This is a genomic window from Mesorhizobium sp. M00.F.Ca.ET.216.01.1.1, assembly GCF_004010325.2.
Taxonomy (GTDB): Bacteria; Pseudomonadota; Alphaproteobacteria; order Rhizobiales; family Rhizobiaceae; genus Mesorhizobium.
Map to the genome: position 1 here is coordinate 146,606 of NZ_SADR02000013.1, position 21,903 is coordinate 168,508.

The window sequence follows — 21,903 nt, forward strand, 5'->3', positions numbered from 1 at the left end:
GGCGTCAAAGCTTGCAAACCTGCCCGTCCTGTCCTTCGGTAACGCTTGGCGAATATCTGGCGCCGAGCTCCGTCTGGACATGCGATGAACACGACGCTTGAAACCACCGCCGACCCTTCGCCTGAAGAGCTCGCCTTTCTCGGAGAGCGGCTTGCGGCATTCAACGACAGCGATGTCGGCGCTTCCGGGAGAAAGACGCTCGCCGTATTCGTGCGCGACGAGAATGGAAAAGTTGTCGCCGGCATCTCGGGATACACCGCCTGGGGCTGGCTTTACGTGCAATGGCTCTGGGTCGATGAACGGCTGCGCGGCGAGCATCTGGCCGGCAGGATGCTGGATGCGGCCGAGCGGGAAGCCGTCGCGCGCGGCTGTCACGGCTCCTTGATCGACACCTTCAATCCGAAGGCAGCCAAGGCCTATGAGCGCCAGGGATATCGGCCCTTCGGCGTGCTTCCCGACTTCCCCGTCGGCCGTAACCGCGTCTACATGCAGAAGAAGCTGCTGGGTGATTGACCCATCCCATAGAATGGAATGGGTCTATCTTTTTGTTTGACCATGACCTTTTCCGAAAACCGGTTTCCACTTTTCGGGATCATGGTCTAGCCAGCAAGCCGCCCACCGCGCATCGGCTGCGGTACGCCGGTCGTCGTCGGGAAGCTGATCGGCAGGCCCCTGAGCACGCGAACCGCAAGGAAGGCAAAGCACTCCGCCTCGACCGCGTCGCCTTTCCAGCCGAGCGCCTCCGCCGGCACGGCTTCGACGCCGGCGCGGGTGGCAAGCATAGCCATGATCGCCGGGTTGTGACGGCCGCCGCCGCTGACCACCAGTCGCTTCGGCCGGCGTGGCAGTAGGTCGAGCGCCTTGCCGACGGCGGCGCAAGTGAACGCTGTCAGCGTTGCTGCGCCGTCCTCGGCGTTCATTCCGTCGGCCATCGTCGCGCCGAAGTCGAAACGGTCCAGCGATTTCGGATAGGGCTTGGTCAGATAGGGATGTTCAAGCAGCCTGGCGAGCCGCGCCTCGTCGACCGTGCCGGCGCGGGCCAGCGCGCCGTCGCGATCCATTTCGCCAAGCCCCTTCGACTTGATGAAATCGTTGAGCGGCGCGTTGGCCGGCCCGGTGTCGAAGGCAACGACATTGTCCTTGCCGTCCCACCAGGTGATGTTGGCGACGCCGCCGAGATTGAGCACCGCCGTGTCGCCGCTGGCATCGGCATCGCGCAGCAGCGCGGCGTGATAGGCCGCCGACAACGGCGCGCCCTGGCCGCCAGCGCGCATGTCGGCCGAGCGGAAATCATAGGCGACCTTGGTTCCCAGGATCGCATGCATCAGCGCGCCGTCGCCGAGCTGGCGAGTCTGGCCGAGACGGCCGACTTGCGGGGCACGATGCAATACGGTCTGGCCGTGGAAGCCGACGACTCCGATGTCGGCCATCGTCAATCCATAGCTTTCGACCAGCTTCTTGACCGCCGCAGACTGGGCACGCGTCAGCGCCTCTTCGGCCTCGCGGAAGATCGCCGGCTCCGGTCCGCTGAAATTCCACGTCCTTGCCTGGCGCAGCGTCTCCTCCAGCAAGGTGCGGATCGACTGCGCATAGGGCGCCAGCGTGTAGGTGCCGAAATCCTCGATCCGCTCGCCGTCGGTCTTGATCAGCGCGACATCGATATTGCCGTCGAGGACGGTGCCGGTCATCAGGCCGACGGCCCAGATTGGTTCCATGGTTAGGCTCCATTGACGAGATCGCCGACCGATTGGCGAAGTGCTGCGATCCCGCTGTTGAAATGACGTGTCGGATGGATCCGGTTGGTGAGCAAGGTCCACGCTCTGCCTTTGTCGACGTCGATCCACAGCCCGGTGCCGGTGAAGCCGGTATGCCCTATCGTTTCAGGGCTGCACAATCCCCCGCCGGACCAGCCCTCATGTGGCCGCTCCCAACCATGGGTTCGAGTTGCGGACAAGGGTTCGCGCATCAGCGTGATCGAACGGCCGGACACCCCGGTCCCATCCAGCAGCCCTTGCGCGAAGTCGAGGATCGACGCCGCCGTTCCGAACAGCCCGGCGTGGCCTGCGCCTTGCAGCGCCGAGCAATTGTCGTCGTGGACTTCGCCCGAGAGCACGCGATGGCGCCAGGTGCAGTCTTCGGTCGCGGCAGCAGCATCCGGCTCGGCGGAAAACGCAAAGCCCAGGCCGGGATCCATGTCGCGGATGGTCTTTCCTGACAAGCGCTCCAGGGCAAAGCCGAGCAGCATGAAGTTGATGTCGGAATAAACAGGCGTCCCTGCCTGCCATTCGCGCTGCAGGACGAAGGCGCGCAACAGCTCAGGGTCGCGCCCGTAAGTGTAGATCGGCGCGACGGCGGGAAAGGGCGTCTGATGCCCAAGACACTGGCGAAACGTCACCTTCCGCTCCCAGGCCTTTTCATCGTACTGGCGAAGGTCGGGCAGCACCGAGATCAGCGGCGCGTCGAGATCGATGACGCCTTCCTCCGCCAGCGCCAGGATGCGCGGCGTGGTGAAGATGACCTTGGTCAGCGAGGCAAGGTCGAACCAGGTCTCGATATGCATCACCCTGATATCAGGCACGCGCTGGGCCGAGCCGATTGCCTGCACAATGCGTTGGCCGTCCCGGCCGACAATGCCAAGCACGCCGCCCGGAATGCGGCCCTCGTTCACCGCCGCTTCGAGAGGGGCGAATGCGCGGTTGAAAAGGTCGCGATCGATCAATTGCCGCCTCCCTTTGAAAGGCAGCAATCCTTCGCGCGCCCCTCTGGCCTGCCGGCCATCTCCCCCTCAAGGGAGGAGATTGGATGTCGCCTTGGCTTTCGCCAATTTCCAACGTTGCAGAAAAGGACGTCGAGGCCGAAGCTACCAATCTCCCCCCTTGAGGGGGAGATGCCAAATTTTGGCAAAGAGGGCAGGCCAGAGGGGGGTATTGCCGCACTCACGCCTCAACCCTCACCTTGTGATCCGGCCCGAACTCGTCCCACTTGGCCGGACTTGGCTCAAATCCCAGCGGCCGCACAAGCGAGGGCACCTGGCGCGTATCGAGCTCGAAACGTTCATGTCGCCGGTCGATGGTCGGGACGGCCGCAATAAGCTTCTTGGTGTATGGGTGCTTCGGTTGCGACAACACCGATGTGGCGTCGCCGATCTCGACGATCTGCCCGGCATAGATGACTGCGATGCGGTGGGCGATCCGCTCGACGACGGCCATGTCGTGCGAGATGAACAGATAGGCCAGCCCGAACTCGCGCTGCAGGTCGACCAGAAGCTCCAGCACCCTGGCCTGCACCGAGACATCGAGCGCCGAAACCGCCTCGTCCAGAACGACGACGGAAGGGTTGAGCATCAGGGCGCGGGCGATGCACAGCCTTTGCCGCTGGCCGCCCGAGAATTCGTGCGGATAGCGCTCAAGGCTGTTTTCCGGCAGGCCGACGCGTTTCAGCAACGTGGTCATCTTCGCCCGCGTTTCAGCGTTCACATGGCCACCGTTGGCGATGACAGGTTCCGCGAGGATGCTCGCGATGCTGAGCCTGGGATTGAGCGAAGCATAGGGGTTCTGGAACACCATCTGCACCGGCAGCGCGCCCTGTCCGGCTGCAGTCTTGCGGATCCTTGCCGAGAACGTGCCGCGCGTCGACCGCACCAGCCCCAGGACCGCGCGTGCGGTGGTCGACTTGCCGGAACCGCTCTCGCCGACGATGGCCAGCGTCTCGCCGGGCATCAGGTCGAAATCCACACCGTCCACCGCATGCACCGCGCCGGTTGCACGGCCGAAAAGGCCTGACTTGACGGGAAACCGCACCACGAGGCCGTCGACCTTCAGCGCCGGTTCGGTGCTCCTGTCGCTTTCGCGCCGCCCGTCCGCACGCGTCGCGCGGCCGCTGGCGAAATGCGGCACGGCGTGCAGCAGATGCTTGGTGTAGGGATGCTGCGGATTGTCGAGGATCTGGTTCAGCTCACCTTGCTCGACCGCCTCTCCGCCCTGCATCACCAGGATCTTGTCGGCGATGCCGGCGACCAGGCCGATGTCGTGTGTGATGAAGATCATCGACATGCCGGTTTCCCGTTTGAGCTCAGCAAGCAGCGCCATGATCTGGGCCTGCACCGTCACGTCGAGTGCCGTTGTCGGCTCGTCGGCGATGAGCAGGCGAGGATTGCAGGCGAGCGCGATGGCGATCATCACCCGCTGCAGCATGCCGCCTGACAACTGGTTCGGCGTGTATTTCAAGCGCCGTGCCGCATCGGGAATGCGCACGCGGTCGAGCGCATCCTTGGCCGCTGCCGTCGCCTGCCTGCCGGTCAGGCCGCGATGCAGGCGAAACGATTCCTCGATCTGCGTGCCGATGGTCAGCACCGGATTGAGCGAGGTCATCGGCTCCTGGAAAATCATGCCGATCTCGGCGCCGCGGATTTTTGTCAGTTGCGGCTCGGCCGCGGTCGTCAGGTCGAAGATGCTGTTGTCGGTCCGTCTCAGCTTGATCGAGCCGCCAGTGATGCGGCCGCCGCCAAAATCGACGAGGCGGTTGATCGACAGCGCGGTGACCGACTTGCCCGAACCGCTTTCGCCGACGATCGCAAGTGTTTCACCGTCCGCGAGGTCGAAACTGACGCTGCGAACGACCTCGTTGGCTTCAGGGTTGCGGCCGAAGCCGACGCGCAGGTCGCAGACCGATAGAAGCGGGATCATGCGATCGACCTCCGCATTCTGGGATCGAGGATGTCGCGCAAGGCGTCGCCAAGCAGGTTGAAACCGAGGATGCTGATCATGATTGTCACGCCGGGGAAGATCATCAGCCACGGTGCGGTTTCCATCAGATTGCGGCTGTCGCTCAGCATCAATCCGAGCGATGCGGCGGGCGGCTGGGTGCCCAGCCCAAGGAAGCTCAAGCCGGCCTCGGTCAGCAGCGCCCAAGCCAGCGCCAGGGTGACCTGGACGGTCAGCGGCGCCACCAGATTGAGCAACAAATGCCGTGTCAGGATGTAGGTCGGACTGCTGCCGAAGGTGCGAGCGGCATCGACGAATTCGCGCGCCTTGAGCGACAGGGCAGGGCCGCGCACCACGCGCGTGAAGATCGGCGTGTAGACGATGGCGATGGCAACGATACTGGTCCAGGTTCCGGGTCCGGCAACCGCGATGATCAGCAGTGCCAGCAGGATCGCCGGAAACGCCAGCAACACGTCCATGATCCGCATCAGGATGCCGTCCCAGCGGCGTCCGAACCAGGCTGCCGCCAGCCCGAGAACGGTGCCGGCGAGCGCTGCAAAGGCGACCGAGAAGAAGGCGACGGTGAAGGACTGGCCGATCCCGGTCATCAGCCGGCTCGCGACATCGCGGCCGAACAGGTCGGTGCCCATCCAGTAAGCGCCATCAGGCGCATGCAGCCGGTCTATCCGGTACTGCATCAGCGGATTGTGCGGCGTCAGCCCCAGCATTCCGAGGAAAGCGAGCAGCAGGTAAAGCGCAACGATCGCGCCGCCGATCCGGCCGCTGGTGTGCGCGAAGACGCCCCTGAAAATGCGCATCAATGCTCCCTCAGCCGGATGCGCGGATCGAGCGCCACATAGGTGAGGTCGACGAGGAGATTGACGACCATGAAGTTGAGGGCGATGAACAACACGCTGCCCTGCACCAGCGCGTAGTCGCGCTGCAGGATCGCATCCAGAACCATGCGGCCGAGACCTGGCAGCGCGTAGATCTGCTCGACGATGACGGCGCCGCCCAGGAGATAGCCGAATTCGATGCCACTCAGCGTGACGACGGGAATGAGCGCATTCGGCAAGGCGTGCCGCCAGATGACGCTGCGGGCCGACGCGCCCTTGCTGCGTGCCGTCCTGACATAGTCGTCGCTCAGCACATCGAGCATCGCCGAACGCGATATGCGGGTCACCGAGGCGGCGAAGGCGAATCCGAGCGTGACGGCCGGCAGCAACAACTGGCCGAGATTGCGCAGCGGGTCCTGCCACAGCGGTGAAAACTCGCCCATTGCCGGCAGCACGCCAAAACCGGCGGACAGCGTGTAGATGATCAGCAGGGCAAGAACGAAGTTCGGCGTCGACTGGCCGATCATGGCGATCATGCGCACGCCGAGGTCGGACAGCTTCTCATTATGCGTGGCGGCAAAGACCCCGGCCGGCATGCCGACGACAAGCGCGATGATCATCGACAGCAGCGCGAGCTCGAGCGTCAGCGGGAAGCGCTCGAGAATGACGCCGAGCACCGGCTTGCCATAGGTGGACGAGATGCCAAAATTGCCCTGCAAAAGGCCGAGCAGCCAGTGCCAGTACTGGATGAACCAGGGCTGGTCGATGCCGAAATAGGCCGCAAGCGCGTCGCGCTGCTGCGGCGTCAGCAGGCCAGCTTCGGTGCCCAGCATCGCCGTGATCGAATCGCCCGGGACCATCCGGATCGCCACGAACACGACGATCGACACGCCAATCAGGACGAGAGGAAACGTCGCCAGCCGTCGCATCAAGTAATTCAAGCGAAGAACACCTCCCGTCTAGAGCCGGACGCCGCTACTGGATCGTTACCTTGGCGAGGCTGAACAGCGAGCCCGTCGGCACCGGCTCGAATCCCCCGACATTCTTCTGCTGGGCCGTGTAGCTGTACGACGTGTAGAGCCAGATCCAGGGCGACATTTCGGTGATATGCTTCTCGAAATCGGAAAAGATCGCCTTGCGTGCGGCCGGATCGGTCTCAGTGCGGCCCTTCTGCATCAGGCTGTCCAGCGTATCGTCGATGTAGTTCGCCACCTTCTGCAGGTTTCCGGTCTTGGTCCAGTAGCGATTGTACATCGTGTAAGGATCCGCCCTGCCGCCGTTGAGCGCGATGGCCATGTCGAAATCACCCTTCAGCCAGGCGTCGACATAGACGTTGAGCTCCATCATCCTGATGTCGAGCTTGACGCCGATTTCGGCGAGTTGCGACTGGATCACCTGGGCTTCCGCCGCCGCCGTCGGCGGCTCGCCGGTGGCGCCGATCACGGTCGCCGAAAAGCCGTCGGGATAACCTGCCTCGGTCATCAGTTGCTTGGCTTTTTCGACGTCGCGCTTGTAGCAGAACAACTGGCTCGGATCGGTCGCCAAGGCGGGGATCGTCAGCGGGCCGGTGACCTTGCCTTCGCCAAGCGAGGCGGTGTCCAGCACCTCCTGCCGGTCGATGGCGCAGGAGATGGCCTGACGCACCTTGAGCTCGGTCATCGGCTTGCGTGACGGATTGAGCTGCAGCACGTGATAGGCAAGAACCGGCACGCGGTTCAGCTGCAGGCTGGCTTCCTTGGGCACCAGCGTTGCGACAAGCGGGTCGTTCAGCAGCGCAAAGTCGATCTGCTTAGTGCGCATCGCCGCCAGGATCGCGGTCTCGTCCGGCAGCACGCTGATCTCGATGCCGTCGACGCCGGTCGCGCCACCGGCCCAATCCTTGTTGGCTACAAGCACCTCCTTGGAATTCGGATCCCATTTCTCGAGCTTGAACGGGCCTGAGCCGACCGTCGCCGTTCCGATCGAGCCGGCCGTGATTTCGCTTGCCGGGACGATTGCCGCGTTGACGTCGCTCATCGCCGTCAGGATCGGCGCATCCGGCTGCGACAGGTGGAAAACGACGGTAGCCGGATCGGGCGTGTCGATGCTGGCGATCGAAAGGAAATTGGCGCGGGCGGCAGCGCCGGTCTTTTCGTCGAGTATGCGCTCGAACGATGCCTTCACGTCGGCCGACGTCACCGCGGCGCCGTTCTGGAATTTCGCTTTCGGATTGAGCTTGAAGGTCAGCTCCTTGCCGTCCGGCGAGAACTGCCATGAGTCCGCGATCGCCGGGACGATCTGCAGGCTGGCATCGAGGCGCACCAGCGGCTCGTAGATCAGCTCCAGCAGCCGCAGCGACGAAAAGGCTGTCTGCTTGTGAGGATCAAGACCGGTGGCGTCCTGTGACCATGCCATATGCAGCGTCGTCGCATCCGCCTGCACGGGGACTGCTGCAATGCCGAGCATTGCCGCGAGCATCATGCCGGAAAGCAGTTTCTTGCTGAGGTGCTGTACCATTGTCTTCTCCCATTGTTATCGAACTTGATGCCTTGCAGTTCCCCGGATCGCTTCAAAGAGACACGTGCCCCCGGAATATCGGCCCAGCGTATCGGCTCAGTATTCATGCGGCTTCACACCGTCTTTTCGCCCATAGCCTTGCGCAGGAACCCTCCGGCACTGCCGAGCGCCTTGCGCGCCTCTTCGACGCCCATGCCGGTGATCGTCACCAGGATCGCCAGCTTGACGTCATTACCGGTCTGGTCGATCGCCTGTCGTGCTTGCCGCGCCGTACAGCCGGTCGTCTGCATCACAATCTTGACCGCCCTGGCGACAAGCTTCTTGTTGCTCGGGTTAAGGTCGACCATCAGGTTCTGGTAGCTCTTGCCGATGCGGATCATGCTGGCGGTCGTCAGCATGTTGAGGACCAGCTTTTGCGCCGTTCCCGATTTCAGCCGGGTCGAGCCGGTGAGCACCTCCGGGCCGACGACCGGAGAGATGGCGATGTCGGCAATGCCGGCGATGGTCGATCTGGGATTGCAGGACAGTGCCACTGTCGTCGCTCCAACCTGCCTTGCGTAGGTCAAGCCGCCGATGACATAGGGCGTGCGTCCGCTGACCGCTATGCCCACCACCACATCGTCGGCGGTCAGCTTGATGTCCTGCAATGCCTTCGCGCCCTGTTTCGGATCGTCCTCGGCGCCTTCCGCAGAGCGCACCAATGCGTCGTCGCCGCCGGCGATCAGGCCTACCACCATGTCCGCGGGCACGCCGAAGGTGGGCGGACACTCCGAGGCATCGAGGACCCCCAGCCGGCCGCTTGTGCCGGCACCCAAATAGACCAGGCGCGCGCCTTTCTGAAAGGCACTGACAATTCGATCCACCGCGGCAGCGATTGCTGGAATGACTTTTTCGACTGCGGCCGGAACGCCTTTGTCCTCGTCATTGATCTTGCGCAGGATATCGATGGTCGGCAGCAGGTCGATATCCATCGTCCTTGGGTTCCGGCCTTCGGAAACCAACCGCTCCAGTTCCGACATCAACCCCTCTTCGACCATCTGCTTGCTTTCAAGGTTCTGCCGTCAGCAGGAAATGTGATGCTGTGCCAGGTGTCGTCCAGTGCCTGCGGTCGCCGCCTGCTTTCTGGTCGGCTTTCCCGGTTCAGCTTTGTTAACTTTTTAGAATTGCATATTCCCAGTGTCAACGACGGTTTGGAATATAATATTCCATTGCCGACATAGCGCTAACGGCTGCAGAGGGATTTCCTGGCCAGGATGATGGCCCCTGAAACGGCGTCGCCATCGGCCGGCTTCAGACGCCGCCGCACGTCGGGAGCAAGCCACGGTTCGAGCGGGCTGGCCAGACCTCCGAGCAGCGTCACCCGGGGCGCGCCTTTTTCGAACAGTACGCGTACGAAAGTGTCGACCTGCTCGGCAGCGCTTTGCACGATGCGCCGTCCAACTGGATCGCCCTGGTCGGCATGGCGGATCACCATCGGTGCGAGGGCCGCATAGTCGGTGGCGCTTGCCCGGTCCATCCAGGCGACCGCCTCGACCGGGTCGTCCTTGAACCGCTGCATGACCTCCGCCAGCAGCGCGGTGCGCTCATGCCGGCCGTCATGGGCGCGCAAGGCGAGCTGCACCGCCTTCAGTCCAAGATCGGCGCCACTTCCCTCGTCGGAGATTGGAAAACCGTAGCCGCCGACGCGCAGATCACGCCCCTCGACAAAACCGAGCCCGATCGAGCCGGTGCCGGCAATGACGATGGCGCCGTCCTGGCCCGAATGTGCGCCAAGGCAGGCAGCAATGCCGTCGCTGACGAAGTCGATGCTTGCAAAGGGATGGGCGATCGCCCGGAACGCCTCCAGCGCACCTTTGCGGCCGATGCCGGCAAGGCCAATTCCGGCCCGGATCCGGGCGATTTCCGCCGTTCCGAACCCTGCCTCTTCGATCGCCGTGCCAAAGGCTTTTGCAACGGAGGCCCAGGCCTCGTCGATGCCGAGCCGCGTTGTCGCCGGGCCCGACAGGCCTTGCCCCAGCACGGTTCCCGCCTTGTCTTCGATGCGGGCCCGGCAGCCGGTCCCGCCGCCATCGACGCCGAGAAAATAATGCGGAGCGCCGCCACTCATTCGCTTATCCGCTCGATATCGGCGCCGCAAAGCCGGAGCTTGCGATCCAGCTGCTCATAGCCGCGGTCGAGGTGATAGACCCGGTTGATCGTCGTCTCGCCTTCCGACACCAGCGCCGCCAGCACCAGCGAGACCGAGGCGCGCAAATCGGTGGCCATCACCTGCGCGCCCTTCAGCTTCTCGCCGCCGCGGACCAGGGCCATGGTTCCTTGCAGCTTGATATTGGCGCCGAGCCGCATCAGTTCCGGCACATGCATGAAGCGGTTCTCGAAGATCGTCTCGCGCAACAGCGACGCGCCGTCGGCGCAGCACATCAATGCCATGAACTGGGCCTGGAGATCGGTCGGAAAGCCCGGATAAGGTTCCGTCGTCGCGTCGGCCGCCTTGAGCGGCCCATCCCTCGACACGATCAGCCCGCGATCGCCGGGCCAGACTTTGACGCCGGTGGCCTCGAGCAACTGCACCACCGATGCCATGTGTTCCAGCCGCGCATGGGTCAGCTCGAGCTGGCCGCCGGTGATCGCTGCGGCGACCGCATAGGTGCCGGCCTCGATCCGGTCCGGGATGATGTCATGCGTGGCGGCGCGCCAGTTGCTGCTGCCCTCGATCAGGATGCGGTGTGTGCCGGCGCCTTCGATCCGGGCGCCCATGGCGTTCAGGCAGGCGGCAAGGTCGGCTACCTCAGGCTCGCGCGCCGCGTTGAGGATCTCGGTCTCGCCTTTCGCCGCCGTCGCAGCCATCATCGCCGTCTCGGTCGCTCCGACCGACGGCGAACTCAAAACGATGCGCGCGCCTCTCAGTCCGCTGGGAGCGGACGCGACGATCAGCCCGTTTTCAATCGCAATGTCGGCGCCAAGTGCTGCGAGCGCCGCGACATGCATATCGACCGGCCGCGCGCCGATCGCGCATCCGCCTGGCAGTGAAACCCGCGCATGCCCGAAGCGGGCAAGCAGCGGGCCGAGCACGAGGACCGTCGCGCGCATGCGCCGCACGGTGTCGTAGGACGTTTCCTTGGAAACCGCCGCACTGGTATCAATGGTGACGGCATGGGCCGACCTTGTGACCTCGGCGCCGTGAAGCCTGACCACGCCGAGCATGTTCTCGACATCGGTGACGGCGGGCAGGTTCGTCAGTTCGAGCGGGTAGGGGCTGAGTAGCGCCGCCGCGATCTGAGGCAAGGCGGCGTTCTTTGCGCCGGAGATCGTCACCGCGCCCTGCAGCCTCTGTCCGCCGACGATCCGCAATTTGTCCATGGCACTGGAACCTGATCTGACGTGACTGGGATCACTGCGTGATCCCGAGATCACCCTGTGCCCGAGATCACCAAATGTTGTGTCTGCGAATCTACGCGCTCGCAGGCGGTCTTGCATGCCCGAATCGTGGGCCTAGCCGCACCGGCCTCGACAGTCGATGGAACATTCTTGGCTGTCAATCACAGCCGGAATAATTTATTCCTTTGCTTGGCATTGCCCGTAACTGGCGACAAGGGAACGCATGTCCGTCCTGAAGAAGATCGAGGCCAAGCTCGAAATCATGGCGCCCGGCGATCGTGAGATCGGGCAATACATTGTCGACAATCCGGACCAGATGCTGCGCCTGTCGACGGCGGCCCTCGCCGCCGAGATCGGCCGCAGCCAGTCGAGCGTCGTCAAGTTCAGCCAGAAGCTGGGCTATGGCAGCTATCAGGAGCTCAAGCTCGCCGTCAGCGAGGCCAAGTCGCAGGAATGGCAGGTCCCGGCCGGAATGATCCATGGCTCGATCGAGGTTGGCGACAGCTATCTGGTGATCCTGCGCAAACTGATCGGCAGCAAGCTTTTGTCGATGCAGCAGACCGTCGCCGCCAACAATGAGCAGGACATCGGCAAGGCGTTGGAGATGCTGAACCGCGCCCGCCGCATCCATTTGGCCGGCGTCGGCGCGTCTTCGCTGGTGGCGCGCGATTTCTCGTACAAATTGATGAAGCTCGGCCGCAATGTCCTTCACGACAGCGATAGCCATGTGCAGATGGCCAATGTCTCGACGCTTGGGCCTGATGATGTGCTGTTCGCGCTCTCCTATTCCGGGGCGAGCATTGAAACCTTGCGGATAGCCGAGCTAGCCCGCAAGCGTGGCACGACGGTGGTCGCCGTCACCGGTCTTCACGACAATCCGTTGAGCCGCGTTGCCGATATCCGTCTCCACACGATTGCCGACGAAGAACGCGCACGCTCCTCGTCGATCACGGCGCGGGATGCGCAGCTGACGCTGACCGACCTCTTGTTCATCCTGCTCGTGCAAAAGCAGCCCGATGCCAACGAGTATGTCCATAACAGCGAGGTCGCCGTCTCGGTGCTGAAGGCCGACCGGTCTTCCTAGCGCCGTCGAGCCGTGGTAATTCGTAAAGGGAGAAGTTCCATGACATCCGACATCGCAGTAATCGCGGGAGCAGGGCCGGGGTTGAGCGCCTCGCTTGCACGCCTTCTCACCAAAGAGGGTTTTCGTGTGGTTCTTGCGGCCCGCAACGTCGCGAAGCTGAGGCCATTGGTTGACGAGACCGGAGCGCTGGCCGTCGAAACGGACGTCGCCGATGCCGCGTCGGTTGCAAACCTGTTCGACGCTGCCGACAAGGCCGGTCCGCTTGCGCTGGTGGTGTTCAATGCCAGCGGGCGCACGCGCGGACCGATTGCCGAGCTCGATCCCGAGGCGGTCAGGCACGCACTGCTGGTCGGCGCCTATGGCGGCTTCCTGGTTGGCCAGCAGGCCGCGCGCCGGCTGCTTTCCCGCGGTTCCGGGTCGATCCTGTTCACCGGCGCCACCGCCAGCGTCAAGGGATTTTCGGGCTCGGCCGGCTTTGCGATGCCAAAGTTCGGCCTGCGCGGACTGGCGCAATCCATGGCTCGCGAGCTTGCCCCGAAGAACATCCACGTTGCGCATTTCATCATCGATGGCGCGATCGCGCCGCCCGGACAGTCTGATGAGACCGACAGGCGGCTGTCTCCGGACGCGATCGCCGAGGCCTACCTCACGGTCCATCGGCAGCACCGCAGCGCCTGGACCTCGGAGCTCGAGCTGAGGCCATGGGTCGAGAATTTCTGACCAACCGGCCTGCCGTGCTCACCGGTGTGCAATCTTTGAGAGAATATTCCCGGCTCCATGTTTGAGAAGAAATGCAGTTCTTTGATCCGGCGAAGAGCATTGCCGATGATGTCATCAAGGCTTCGCATCCCGCCTGGCCGATATGACTTCAGGATCGCAAGGAACGCATCATGTCCGAACGCGGCAACGCTTCTACGCCTCTCATTTCATCAGTTGTCACCCGGCGCGCCGGCCTCGCCGCGCTTCTTGCCTCGGCGCTCGCGATTGTCGGCCTGGCCGCGCCGAATCAGTCATTCGCCGAAGACAAGAAGGCGATCAAGGTTGGCATCATCAGCGGCGAGGACGAGGACGTGTGGCGCGTCGTCACTGCCGAGGGGGCAAAGCGAGGCCTGACGATTGAGACCGTGGTGTTCAACGATTACACCCAGCCCAACGAAGCGCTCGAGCGTGGCGAGATCGACGCCAACGCCTTCCAGCACAAGCCCTATCTCGACAATCAGATCAAGCAGCAGGGCTATCACATCGTTCCTGTCGGCTATACCGGGGTCTGGCCGATCGGCCTGTATTCCAAGAAATACGCGAAGGTCGCCGACCTGCCCGAAGGCGCCGTCATCGGCCTGCCCAACGATCCGTCCAACGAAGGCCGCGCCCTGCGCGTGCTGCAGAACGAGGGCATCATCAAGCTGAAGCACGGCACCGGTATCCTGGCAACGACCGCCGACATCGCCGACAATCCGAAGAAGGTGGCGGTCAAGGAACTCGACGCCGGTATTGTCGGGCGCTCGGTGGAGGATCTCGACGCGGCCGTGGTCAATACGGACTGGGCACTGAAAAGCGGCCTCACCCCCGAAAACCGCATCGCCCAGGAACCGGTCGCCGATAATCCCTATCGCAACTTCATCGCTGTCAAGGCTGGCAGTGAAAACGAGCCCTGGGTGAAGACGCTGGTTGCCTCCTACCAGAACGAAACGGTGAAGGCCGAGTTCGATCGCGTCTACAAGGGTACTGGTCTCAGCGCCTATTGATGCATCCGGGCGTCGATATCGCGGATATCGGAAAAGAAAGCGGTCCGCGTCCAGACGCGGACCGCGACCGTATTTTGCGGATGCCAGAACAGGAACGGACATGAACCAGCACTTCACTGCATCTGTCGAACTCGCAGACAAGGTCGACAGCCGTTCTGCGGGATTGGGAGACGTTGTCCGTCTCACCGAGCTGAAGCGACGCTTCGGCGAGACTGCAGCGCTCGACGGCGTCTCGCTCACAGTGCGCAAGGGCGAGATACTCGGCCTCATTGGCCGCAGCGGCGCCGGCAAGTCGACACTAATCCGCTGCCTGAACGGTTTGGAGCGGCCGGATTCGGGGCAGGTGTTCATCGAAGGCCGGGAGATAAGCCGGCTCGGCGAACGCGAGCTGCAACCGCTGCGCCGTCGCATCGGCATGATCTTTCAGCACTTCAACCTGCTTTCGGCCAAGACCGTCGAAGGCAATGTGGCGCTGCCGCTCAAGATCGAAGGCCGCCCCCGGGCTGAGCGCCGGGCGCGCGCAGCCGAGCTCCTGCAACTTGTCGGCCTGTCGGATAAGGCAAAGGCTTATCCGTCGTCGCTGTCGGGCGGGCAGAAGCAGCGTGTCGGCATTGCCAGGGCGCTGGCGGCGCGCCCGGCGCTGTTGCTCTCGGACGAAGCGACCTCGGCGCTGGATCCGGAGACGACGCGCTCCATCCTTGCTCTGCTCAGGGATATCAACCGGCAGCTCGGCCTAACCATTCTGCTGATCACCCACGAAATGGAGGTGATCCGTTCGATCGCCGATCGCGTCGCGGTGATCGACGCCGGGCGGATCGTCGAGCAAGGCCCGGTCTGGTCGGTCTTTGCCAACCCGCGTTCCGAGGTCAGCCGCAGCCTGCTCGGCGCCATCCGGCCGGAACTGCCGGCCGAGATACAAAGCCGGCTTGCGCCGGCGGCCGGCGAGGAGACGATCCTCAGGATCGATGTTGCCGGCGAGGCGGCGCGCGGTCCGCTGCTGTCCGACCTTGCCGCTGCCGTTCCAGGCCCGTTCCGCCTCATGCATGGCGGCATCGATCATATCCAGCAGCAGCCTGTCGGCACGCTGTTCCTGTCCGTCCCCGGCGCCGATGCAAATCATCTGGCGCAGGTGATCGCGTTCTTGAAGGCCCGCCAGGCGCGGGTGGAGGTGCTTGGCCATGTCGCCGGTTTTGTTTGAGCTTCTGCTTCGTTCGATCTGGGAAACCATCCTGATGACGGCCGCATCCGGCCTCATCTCGCTGGTTTTCGGCCTGCCGCTCGGCCTGGCGCTGGTCGCCACCGACCGTGGCGGCATCGCTCAAAGCCTTTGGGTGAACCGCGTACTTGGCGCGGTCATCAACGGCTTCCGCTCGGTCCCCTTCATCATCCTGCTGGTGGCGCTGATCCCGCTGACGCGGCTGATCGTCGGCACCTCGATCGGCACCTGGGCAGCCATCGTGCCGTTGTCGATCGCGGCGACGCCCTACTATGCCCGCATCGCCGAAGTGTCGCTGCGCGAGGTGGATCACGGGTTGATCGAGGCGGCGCGCGCCATGGGCGGCAACCGCTGGACGATCATCCGCGAGGTGCTGGTGCCGGAGGCTCTACCCGGCATCGTCGCCGGCTTTACGGTGACGCTGGTGACGCTGATCGGCGCCTCGGCCATGGCCGGCGCCATCGGTGCCGGCGGGCTTGGCGACCTCGCCATCCGCTATGGCTACCAGCGCTTCGAGACCAGCGTCATGGTCGCCGTGGTGATCGTTCTGATCATCCTGGTCTGCGGCATCCAATGGGCCGGTGACCGGCTGGTCGCAAGGCTGGATCACCGCGCGTGACGGGCGCTCTTGCGGATGGCCTTTCGAAGCACTGGCGCGCCGTCCCGTAGATCCGCCAAAGACTATCCGCCCGAACGTTATTTTCCCGCCGGCCGTAAGACACGGCGCTGACTTTCTTCTATTCACGTCGAGATTGGATTGCGCGTTGCTTTGATCGGAACCTCTTGCATGTCACCGTGACGCGGGGCTGGGCTTGTCCAACGAAGGAGCTTGACCATGGCCAGGATTGTACCCGTGCTCGATCTGAGCCGCCTCGAACAGGGCGCGTCGGAGCAGCGGACCTTTCTGTTCGACCTGCGCACGGCAGCCCGCGATGTCGGCTTCTTCTATCTCACCGGCCACGGAATATCGGCGCTGGATATCGCAGAGGTGCTCGACGCTTCGCGCCGGTTCTTTGCCCTGCCAGAAGCCGACAAGCTGGCCATCGAAATGGTCAAGTCCCCGCAGTTCCGTGGCTACACGCGCGCCGGCGGCGAACTGACCCGGGGCAGGGCCGACTGGCGCGAACAACTCGACATCGGCGTCGAGCGCCAGGCCATACCGCAAGGGCCCGGCGTTCCCGCCTGGACGCGGCTGCAAGGGCCGAACCAGTGGCCTGCGGCTTTGCCGGAACTGAAGCTGGCGCTGCTTGCATGGCAGAACAAGGCGACTGCGGTGGCGATCCGCTTGCTGGAGGCTTTTGCCCTGTCGCTCGACCAGGCCGAGGACGCCTTCGATCCGATCTATCGCGGTTCGCCCAACCATCGCATGAAGATCGTGCGCTATCCCGGCCGCAATGCCACCGGCGGCGACCAGGGCGTCGGTGCGCACAAGGACGGCGGCTTCCTCACCCTGCTGCTTCAGGACGAGAACAAGGGGTTGCAGGTCGAGTATGACGGAAGCTGGGTGAATGTGGATCCGATTCCCGACACGCTTGTGGTCAATATCGGCGAACTGCTTGAGTTGGCGTCGAACGGTTATCTCAGGGCGACCGTTCATCGCGTCGTGACGCCACCGGCCGGTGTCGAGCGGATTTCCGTTCCCTTCTTCTTCAGCGCCCGGCTCGACGCGACGATCCCGCTGCTCGCTCTGCCCGAGGAACTGGCGGCCGAGGCACGCGGGCCGGCGAGCGATCCGGACAATCCGCTGTTCAGCAATGTCGGAGCCAACGTGTTGAAAAGCCGCCTGCGCTCGCATCCCGACGTGGCGCGGCGCCACTATGCAGATCTTTTCGAAAAGGGAGCGGCACTCGCCCATGGTGCTGCGCAAATAGAGTAGGAATTTTCGTCATTCTGCTGACTTTTAGAATGCTATTCGTCGTCATTGCTGCCGAACATTCCCACATAGATTGCATCGTTCGACGGTTTCCTCCCATTCCGTCGAACGGTGTTCCCCTCTGAAGGTGTAACCTTCTTTTTGGCCGGGCCGCATTCGAGCCCGGCCTTTTTTTGCCTGCAGTCCTTGCGAGTTGCCCTCAAGGGAACCTGTCCAGTTCGGAGATAGGGGCAGGCTGTGTTTTGCACCTGATTTAAAACGTTTGCATTTTTACCTGAGGCGATTACAAACGTTTCAAACAGTTCGTTTCGGGAGGAACGGTGCCAGCTCGTGTCACCACGCTGAAGGAACTTGCGGCGAGTCTCGACCTGTCGATAACGACGGTTTCGCGGGCGCTTGCCGGCCATGAGCAGATCGCCTTGAAGACTCGCGAGCGTGTCGCCAAAGCGGCGCGTCTGGCCGGCTACGTTCCCAACACCGCGGCGCGCACCCTTGTTTCCGGCCGCAGCGGCTTCGTCGGCCTGGTGCTGCCGATCCGTGGTCCCAACCTTGTCGATTCCTTCCTCGGCGAGTTCGTCACCGGGCTTGGCGAAGGGCTGGTATCGCACGGCGCCGACCTTATCCTCGCCACCGCAGCACTTGACCAGTCCGAGCTGTCCGTGCTGCGCCATGTTGTCGAATCCGGCCGCGCCGATGGTGTCGTCGTCACCCGCATCGCCGAGGTCGACGCGCGTCTCACCTACCTGCGCCAACGCGGCTTTCCGTTCGTCGCCCATGGCCGGCTGCTCGACAACGGCTTTGCCTACAACTGGCTCGACACCGACGGCGCGCGCGCCTTCGGTGAAGCCTTCGACATGCTCTACGATCTCGGACACCGCCATTTCGGCCTGGTGACGATTTCCGAGCCGATGACCTTCCGCCATCTCAGGCAGGACGGTCTCGCCGCCGCCATCGGCCGCCGCGGCGACCCGTCGGTGCGGCTCGATGTGGTAACCGCGCCGCGCTTCGATCGCGGCGCCCGCATCCAGGCCGTCAACCGCATGCTGCAGGACCCCGACCGGCCGACGGCGATTGTTGCCCTGTTCGACGAACTGGCGCTGACGGTGATGGAAGAGGCGGCCCGCACCGGCCTGACCGTGCCGCGCGATCTCTCCGTTATCGGTTTCGACAATATCGTCGCCTCGGCCTATGCGCCGCCGGGCCTCACCACCTTCGACGCTTCGATCCGCCAGTGCGCGCGCGAGATCGCCGACATGCTGCTCACGATCATCACCGATAAGCCGGCCGCACCGCTGACGCGCGTGATCCGGCCGACACTGGTTCCGAGGGCGAGCCATGGACCCGTACCGCAGGCAAGAAGCTGACGCCGGCATGACGGCGCATATCTAGGGAGGAAGACCATGATGAACGCGTTGAAGAAACTGGCAGGTGCCGCGATAGCACTGTCGCTTGCCTCAGGTGGCGCATACGCCCAGCAGGTGCTGTTCTGGTCGACGCAGGCGCGTCCGGTCGAGGAAACTCAGAAGATGCGCGACGAGGTGCTGAAAGGGTTCGAAGGTGCTGTCGACTATCAGGTTGCCGAGGACGGGCCTTGGCTCACCCGTCTCCAGGCCGAGCTGCAGGCCGGTTCCGGCAGCATCGGCGTGCTTGGCGGCCTGCACGGCGACTTCTCCACCGTCGGCGCGAACCTTGTCGCTCTGTCCGGCGTCGATATCGGCGGCGTCAAGGTCAACGACGGCTACAAGAAGCTCGGCATGCTCGGCACCGGCGAACAGAAATACCTGCCGTGGATGCAGGCCACCTTCCTGATGGCGGCCAACAAGCAGGCGCTACAATATCTGCCGGCGGGCGCCGATCTCAACAAGATCACCTATGACCAACTGATCGAATGGGCGAAGAACATCGCCGAAAAGACCGGCTCGCCGAAATTCGGCTTTCCGGCCGGTCCCAAGGGGCTGAAGCACCGTTTCTTCGAGGGTTTCCTCTATCCGTCCTACACCGGCTCGATGGTGACCAGGTTCCGCTCGGCGGAGGCCGAGACGGCGTGGAACAAGTTCAAGGAATTGTGGCAGTACACCAATCCGAATTCGACCAACTATGCCTTCATGCAGGAGCCGCTGCTGACCGGCGAGGTCTGGGTAGCGTTCGACCATGTGGCGCGGCTTGCCGAAGCCTTCAACCAGAAGCCCGACGACTTCGTCGCCTTCCCGGCGCCGGCCGGCCCGGCCGGTCGCGGCTACATGCCGGTGGTCGCCGGCGTCGCCATCCCCAAGACCTCGCCGGATATGGACAAGGCCAAGGCGCTGGTCGCCTACATGCTGAAGCCGGAAACGCAGATCGCGACGCTCAAGGCGACCAATTTCTTCCCGGTCGTCGACGTCAAGCTGCCTGACGACATGCCGGCCTCGGTGAAGGCCTTCAGCCCGGTGATCGCAACCATGACCGGTGCTCCCGATGCGCTGCCGGCACTGCTGCCGATGGGGCTCGGCGGTCTCGGCGGCAAGTTCAACCAGGTCTACACCGACAGTTTCGAGCGCATCGTGCTCGGCGGCGAGGACGTGCACGGCGTGCTCGAGGAAGAGGCGACGGCGCTGAAGGCAATCATCGACCAGTCGAAGGCGCCGTGCTGGGCACCCGACAAGCCATCCGAAGGCGCCTGCCCGGTCGATTAAATCACAATCTACAGCGCCGCGCGTCCTCTTGGACGCGCAAAGGACGCTGCAGCACTTTTAGTTTGCGCATGATCCTTTCCGAAAATTCCGATTTTCGGGGTCATGCGCTGAGATCCTCCCCGGGCGTCCGGAGTATATTGCGCTCCGGGCGCCCACCCCACCAAGGCAAAGGAAACACCCATCATGCACGGCAAGGCTCTGCCCTATCTGCTGCTGATGCCAGCGACGCTGTTCCTCTGCATCTTCTTCCTCTACCCGTTCGCGCTGGTCGCCTTCGAGGCATTCACCCGCGACGGCGCCTTCACTCTCGACAATTTCCGCACCATGGCCGGCAGCTGGAAGTTCCCGGTCACCGTCCGCAACACACTGCTGCTTGCCGCCGTCGTCGTGCCGATCCAGCTGGTCATGGCGCTGTTGATGGCGAGCGTGGTGTCGCGGCTTGAGACCGGGCGCAGCGCCGCCCTCTATATCTTCGCCATACCACTCGGCATTTCCGATCTTGCCGCCGGCCTGATCTGGCTCGCCATCTTCGAGCAATCCGGCTTCCTGAACACGCTGCTCTCCAACCTCGGCGTCATCGACCGGCCGATCATGTTCCTCGGCTATCAAGGCAAGCTGACGATTTTCATTGCCGTGGCGCTGGCCGAGATCTGGCGCGCGACGGCAATCATGATGGTCATCCTGGTCGCCGGCATGGGCCTTATCCCACGCGAATATTACGAGGCGGCGGAAGTGTTTGGGGCGAGTCCGTGGGAGCGCTTCGTCCGCATCACCCTGCCGTTGCTTCGCCCCAGCCTGCAGACGGCGATCATCCTGCGCGTCATCCTTGCCTTCGAGGTCTTCGCCGTGGTCGCCGCCCTTGGCGGAACCAATCTGCCGGTGCTGATGGGCGAAACCTACAACTGGCAGTTCGCCTTGCAGGACCGCAATGTCGCCGCCGCCATGGCGCTGCTCATCCTCGCCATCTCGATCGGCTTCACGCTGTTCTTCCTGCGGGTGCTGCGCGTGCCCCAGGAGGCCCGGATATGACAGGCGCGGATATGAGCACTGTCGCCGCTGAAGCCCCAGGTGCCGCGACCGTCGACGCGCGCAAGGCCGGCGACTGGCTGCTCGTCGCTACCGTCATCCTGCTTTGCGTCTGGGTGCTGCTGCCGATCTACCTGCTGATCGTCAACGCGCTGTCGTCGCCGGAGGAGGTGACCGCTTTTCCCAAGCGCTTCTTTCCGTCCTTCGATGTCGGCAGCCTTTCCTTCTTCATCAATTTCGCCGGTGTCGCCAAGGCGCTGTGGAACTCGGTCCTTGTCGCCACGCTGACGATGATCCTCTCCATCGGCTTCGGCGCGCCGGCCGGCTACGCACTGTCACGCTTCGATTTTCGGGGCAAGGGCACGTTCCGCTTCCTGGTGCTGATGACCCGCGCCTTTCCGTTGCCGCTGCTGGCGCTGCCGTTGGCGGTGATGTTCATCCGCACCGGCCTCGACGACACCGCCATCGGGCTGGCACTGGTCCACACCACGCTGGCGCTGCCGTTTGCCGTGCTGATCACCTTCTCGCTTTTCTCGGGCATTCCGGTCGAGCTGGAGGAGGCTGCCTGGACGCTCGGCTGCACACGGCTGCAGGCGTTTCGCAAGGTCATCCTGCCGCTGGCATTGCCGGGTATTGCGGCCTCGGCCGTTTTCGCCTTCACCATTTCCTGGAACGAGGTGTTTGCCGCCGCCGTGCTCACAATCGAGAACCGGACGCTGACTGCCTTCCTGCTGCAGAGCCTCGGTGAATCGCCGCTCTACCTCAAATTCGCCGGTGGTGCCGCTTTGGTCGTGCCGGCGCTGATCTTCATTTTCGCCGTCAGGAAATATCTGTTTTCCATGTGGGGGATCGCCAACCGATGACGCGCGAGAGG

The 21,903-nt window shown here is 63.6% G+C and carries 20 protein-coding genes; 11 read left to right on the forward strand and 9 right to left on the reverse strand.

What is annotated here, in order from left to right:
* Positions 1 to 84 precede the first annotated feature (84 nt).
* A complete protein-coding gene (locus tag EN859_RS18430) occupies positions 85 to 513 on the forward strand; it encodes a GNAT family N-acetyltransferase (RefSeq protein WP_127854233.1) in 429 nt (142 codons plus the stop codon).
* Between the two features lie 86 nt (positions 514 to 599).
* Here EN859_RS18430 and EN859_RS18435 read toward each other — a convergent pair whose 3' ends face one another.
* The 9 genes from EN859_RS18435 to murA form a co-directional block, all read right to left on the reverse strand.
* Positions 600 to 1,715, reverse strand: coding sequence for an anhydro-N-acetylmuramic acid kinase (locus EN859_RS18435; protein ID WP_127854232.1), 1,116 nt, complete (start codon positions 1,713 to 1,715; stop codon positions 600 to 602).
* Between the two features lie 2 nt (positions 1,716 to 1,717).
* Positions 1,718 to 2,719, reverse strand: a complete 1,002-nt coding sequence (locus EN859_RS18440; protein WP_127854231.1) for a serine hydrolase — start codon at positions 2,717 to 2,719, stop codon at positions 1,718 to 1,720.
* A 217-nt stretch (positions 2,720 to 2,936) separates the two neighbouring features.
* On the reverse strand, positions 2,937 to 4,685 hold the full coding sequence (locus EN859_RS18450) for an ABC transporter ATP-binding protein (RefSeq protein ID WP_127854230.1): 1,749 nt from the start codon (positions 4,683 to 4,685) through the stop codon (positions 2,937 to 2,939).
* Positions 4,682 to 5,521: an ABC transporter permease gene (locus tag EN859_RS18455; RefSeq protein ID WP_127854229.1), complete on the reverse strand. Its 840-nt coding sequence runs from the start codon at positions 5,519 to 5,521 to the stop codon at positions 4,682 to 4,684. Before EN859_RS18455 ends, EN859_RS18450 begins: the two co-directional genes overlap by 4 nt.
* On the reverse strand, positions 5,521 to 6,480 hold the full coding sequence (locus EN859_RS18460) for an ABC transporter permease (protein ID WP_127854228.1): 960 nt from the start codon (positions 6,478 to 6,480) through the stop codon (positions 5,521 to 5,523). Before EN859_RS18460 ends, EN859_RS18455 begins: the two co-directional genes overlap by 1 nt.
* 34 nt (positions 6,481 to 6,514) lie before the next feature.
* Positions 6,515 to 8,035 (reverse strand): ABC transporter substrate-binding protein, encoded by a 1,521-nt coding sequence (locus tag EN859_RS18465; RefSeq protein WP_127854227.1) that lies wholly within the window; start codon positions 8,033 to 8,035, stop codon positions 6,515 to 6,517.
* A 113-nt stretch (positions 8,036 to 8,148) separates the two neighbouring features.
* Positions 8,149 to 9,072: an N-acetylmuramic acid 6-phosphate etherase gene (gene murQ / locus EN859_RS18470; protein ID WP_127854226.1), complete on the reverse strand. Its 924-nt coding sequence runs from the start codon at positions 9,070 to 9,072 to the stop codon at positions 8,149 to 8,151.
* A 185-nt stretch (positions 9,073 to 9,257) separates the two neighbouring features.
* Entirely contained in the window at positions 9,258 to 10,142 is an 885-nt protein-coding gene (locus tag EN859_RS18475) for an N-acetylglucosamine kinase (RefSeq protein WP_127854225.1), read from the reverse strand.
* The gene (gene murA, locus EN859_RS18480; RefSeq protein WP_127854224.1) at positions 10,139 to 11,395 is read right to left on the reverse strand and encodes a UDP-N-acetylglucosamine 1-carboxyvinyltransferase; all 1,257 of its coding nucleotides are present in this window, start codon (positions 11,393 to 11,395) and stop codon (positions 10,139 to 10,141) included. The genes EN859_RS18475 and murA overlap by 4 nt, the downstream gene beginning before the upstream one ends.
* A gap of 241 nt (positions 11,396 to 11,636) precedes the next feature.
* Between murA and EN859_RS18485 the strand changes: the two genes are divergently transcribed.
* From EN859_RS18485 to EN859_RS18530, 10 genes are all read left to right on the forward strand, one after another.
* Positions 11,637 to 12,497, forward strand: coding sequence for a MurR/RpiR family transcriptional regulator (locus tag EN859_RS18485; protein WP_127854223.1), 861 nt, complete (start codon positions 11,637 to 11,639; stop codon positions 12,495 to 12,497).
* Positions 12,498 to 12,536: 39 nt separating this feature from the next.
* Positions 12,537 to 13,217 carry an SDR family NAD(P)-dependent oxidoreductase gene (locus tag EN859_RS18490; RefSeq protein ID WP_127854222.1) on the forward strand — a complete coding sequence of 227 codons (681 nt, stop codon included), beginning with the start codon at positions 12,537 to 12,539 and terminating at the stop codon, positions 13,215 to 13,217.
* Positions 13,218 to 13,387: 170 nt separating this feature from the next.
* On the forward strand, positions 13,388 to 14,242 hold the full coding sequence (locus EN859_RS18495) for a MetQ/NlpA family lipoprotein (protein WP_127854221.1): 855 nt from the start codon (positions 13,388 to 13,390) through the stop codon (positions 14,240 to 14,242).
* 100 nt (positions 14,243 to 14,342) lie between these two features.
* Complete coding sequence (locus EN859_RS18500) at positions 14,343 to 15,440, forward strand: methionine ABC transporter ATP-binding protein (protein WP_127854220.1); 1,098 nt, start codon at positions 14,343 to 14,345, stop codon at positions 15,438 to 15,440.
* The gene (locus EN859_RS18505) at positions 15,421 to 16,077 is read left to right on the forward strand and encodes a methionine ABC transporter permease (protein WP_127854219.1); all 657 of its coding nucleotides are present in this window, start codon (positions 15,421 to 15,423) and stop codon (positions 16,075 to 16,077) included. The genes EN859_RS18500 and EN859_RS18505 overlap by 20 nt, the downstream gene beginning before the upstream one ends.
* A gap of 216 nt (positions 16,078 to 16,293) precedes the next feature.
* Complete coding sequence (locus EN859_RS18510) at positions 16,294 to 17,334, forward strand: isopenicillin N synthase family oxygenase (RefSeq protein WP_127854218.1); 1,041 nt, start codon at positions 16,294 to 16,296, stop codon at positions 17,332 to 17,334.
* Between the two features lie 317 nt (positions 17,335 to 17,651).
* Positions 17,652 to 18,695, forward strand: a complete 1,044-nt coding sequence (locus tag EN859_RS18515) for a substrate-binding domain-containing protein (RefSeq protein WP_127854217.1) — start codon at positions 17,652 to 17,654, stop codon at positions 18,693 to 18,695.
* Between the two features lie 36 nt (positions 18,696 to 18,731).
* Positions 18,732 to 20,003 (forward strand): ABC transporter substrate-binding protein, encoded by a 1,272-nt coding sequence (locus tag EN859_RS18520; protein WP_127854216.1) that lies wholly within the window; start codon positions 18,732 to 18,734, stop codon positions 20,001 to 20,003.
* Positions 20,004 to 20,186: 183 nt separating this feature from the next.
* Positions 20,187 to 21,032, forward strand: coding sequence for a sugar ABC transporter permease (locus tag EN859_RS18525; protein ID WP_127854215.1), 846 nt, complete (start codon positions 20,187 to 20,189; stop codon positions 21,030 to 21,032).
* The gene (locus EN859_RS18530; protein ID WP_189502069.1) at positions 21,029 to 21,892 is read left to right on the forward strand and encodes a carbohydrate ABC transporter permease; all 864 of its coding nucleotides are present in this window, start codon (positions 21,029 to 21,031) and stop codon (positions 21,890 to 21,892) included. Before EN859_RS18525 ends, EN859_RS18530 begins: the two co-directional genes overlap by 4 nt.
* Positions 21,893 to 21,903: the final 11 nt, after the last annotated feature.

Excerpts from the sequence above, each read along its gene's own strand:
- EN859_RS18455 (WP_127854229.1), bottom strand. The coding sequence starts at position 5,521 with ATGCGCATTTTCAGGGGCGTCTTCGCGCACACCAGCGGCCGGATCGGC.
- EN859_RS18495 (WP_127854221.1), top strand. The coding sequence starts at position 13,388 with ATGTCCGAACGCGGCAACGCTTCTACGCCTCTCATTTCATCAGTTGTC.
- EN859_RS18500 (WP_127854220.1), top strand. The coding sequence starts at position 14,343 with ATGAACCAGCACTTCACTGCATCTGTCGAACTCGCAGACAAGGTCGAC.
- EN859_RS18465 (WP_127854227.1), bottom strand. The coding sequence starts at position 8,035 with ATGGTACAGCACCTCAGCAAGAAACTGCTTTCCGGCATGATGCTCGCG.
- EN859_RS18450 (WP_127854230.1), bottom strand. The coding sequence starts at position 4,685 with ATGATCCCGCTTCTATCGGTCTGCGACCTGCGCGTCGGCTTCGGCCGC.
- EN859_RS18520 (WP_127854216.1), top strand. The coding sequence starts at position 18,732 with ATGATGAACGCGTTGAAGAAACTGGCAGGTGCCGCGATAGCACTGTCG.
- EN859_RS18505 (WP_127854219.1), top strand. The coding sequence starts at position 15,421 with ATGTCGCCGGTTTTGTTTGAGCTTCTGCTTCGTTCGATCTGGGAAACC.
- EN859_RS18475 (WP_127854225.1), bottom strand. The coding sequence starts at position 10,142 with ATGAGTGGCGGCGCTCCGCATTATTTTCTCGGCGTCGATGGCGGCGGG.
- EN859_RS18430 (WP_127854233.1), top strand. The coding sequence starts at position 85 with ATGAACACGACGCTTGAAACCACCGCCGACCCTTCGCCTGAAGAGCTC.
- EN859_RS18510 (WP_127854218.1), top strand. The coding sequence starts at position 16,294 with ATGGCCAGGATTGTACCCGTGCTCGATCTGAGCCGCCTCGAACAGGGC.
- murA (WP_127854224.1), bottom strand. The coding sequence starts at position 11,395 with ATGGACAAATTGCGGATCGTCGGCGGACAGAGGCTGCAGGGCGCGGTG.
- EN859_RS18530 (WP_189502069.1), top strand. The coding sequence starts at position 21,029 with ATGACAGGCGCGGATATGAGCACTGTCGCCGCTGAAGCCCCAGGTGCC.
- EN859_RS18435 (WP_127854232.1), bottom strand. The coding sequence starts at position 1,715 with ATGGAACCAATCTGGGCCGTCGGCCTGATGACCGGCACCGTCCTCGAC.
- EN859_RS18525 (WP_127854215.1), top strand. The coding sequence starts at position 20,187 with ATGCACGGCAAGGCTCTGCCCTATCTGCTGCTGATGCCAGCGACGCTG.
- murQ (WP_127854226.1), bottom strand. The coding sequence starts at position 9,072 with ATGGTCGAAGAGGGGTTGATGTCGGAACTGGAGCGGTTGGTTTCCGAA.
- EN859_RS18490 (WP_127854222.1), top strand. The coding sequence starts at position 12,537 with ATGACATCCGACATCGCAGTAATCGCGGGAGCAGGGCCGGGGTTGAGC.
- EN859_RS18485 (WP_127854223.1), top strand. The coding sequence starts at position 11,637 with ATGTCCGTCCTGAAGAAGATCGAGGCCAAGCTCGAAATCATGGCGCCC.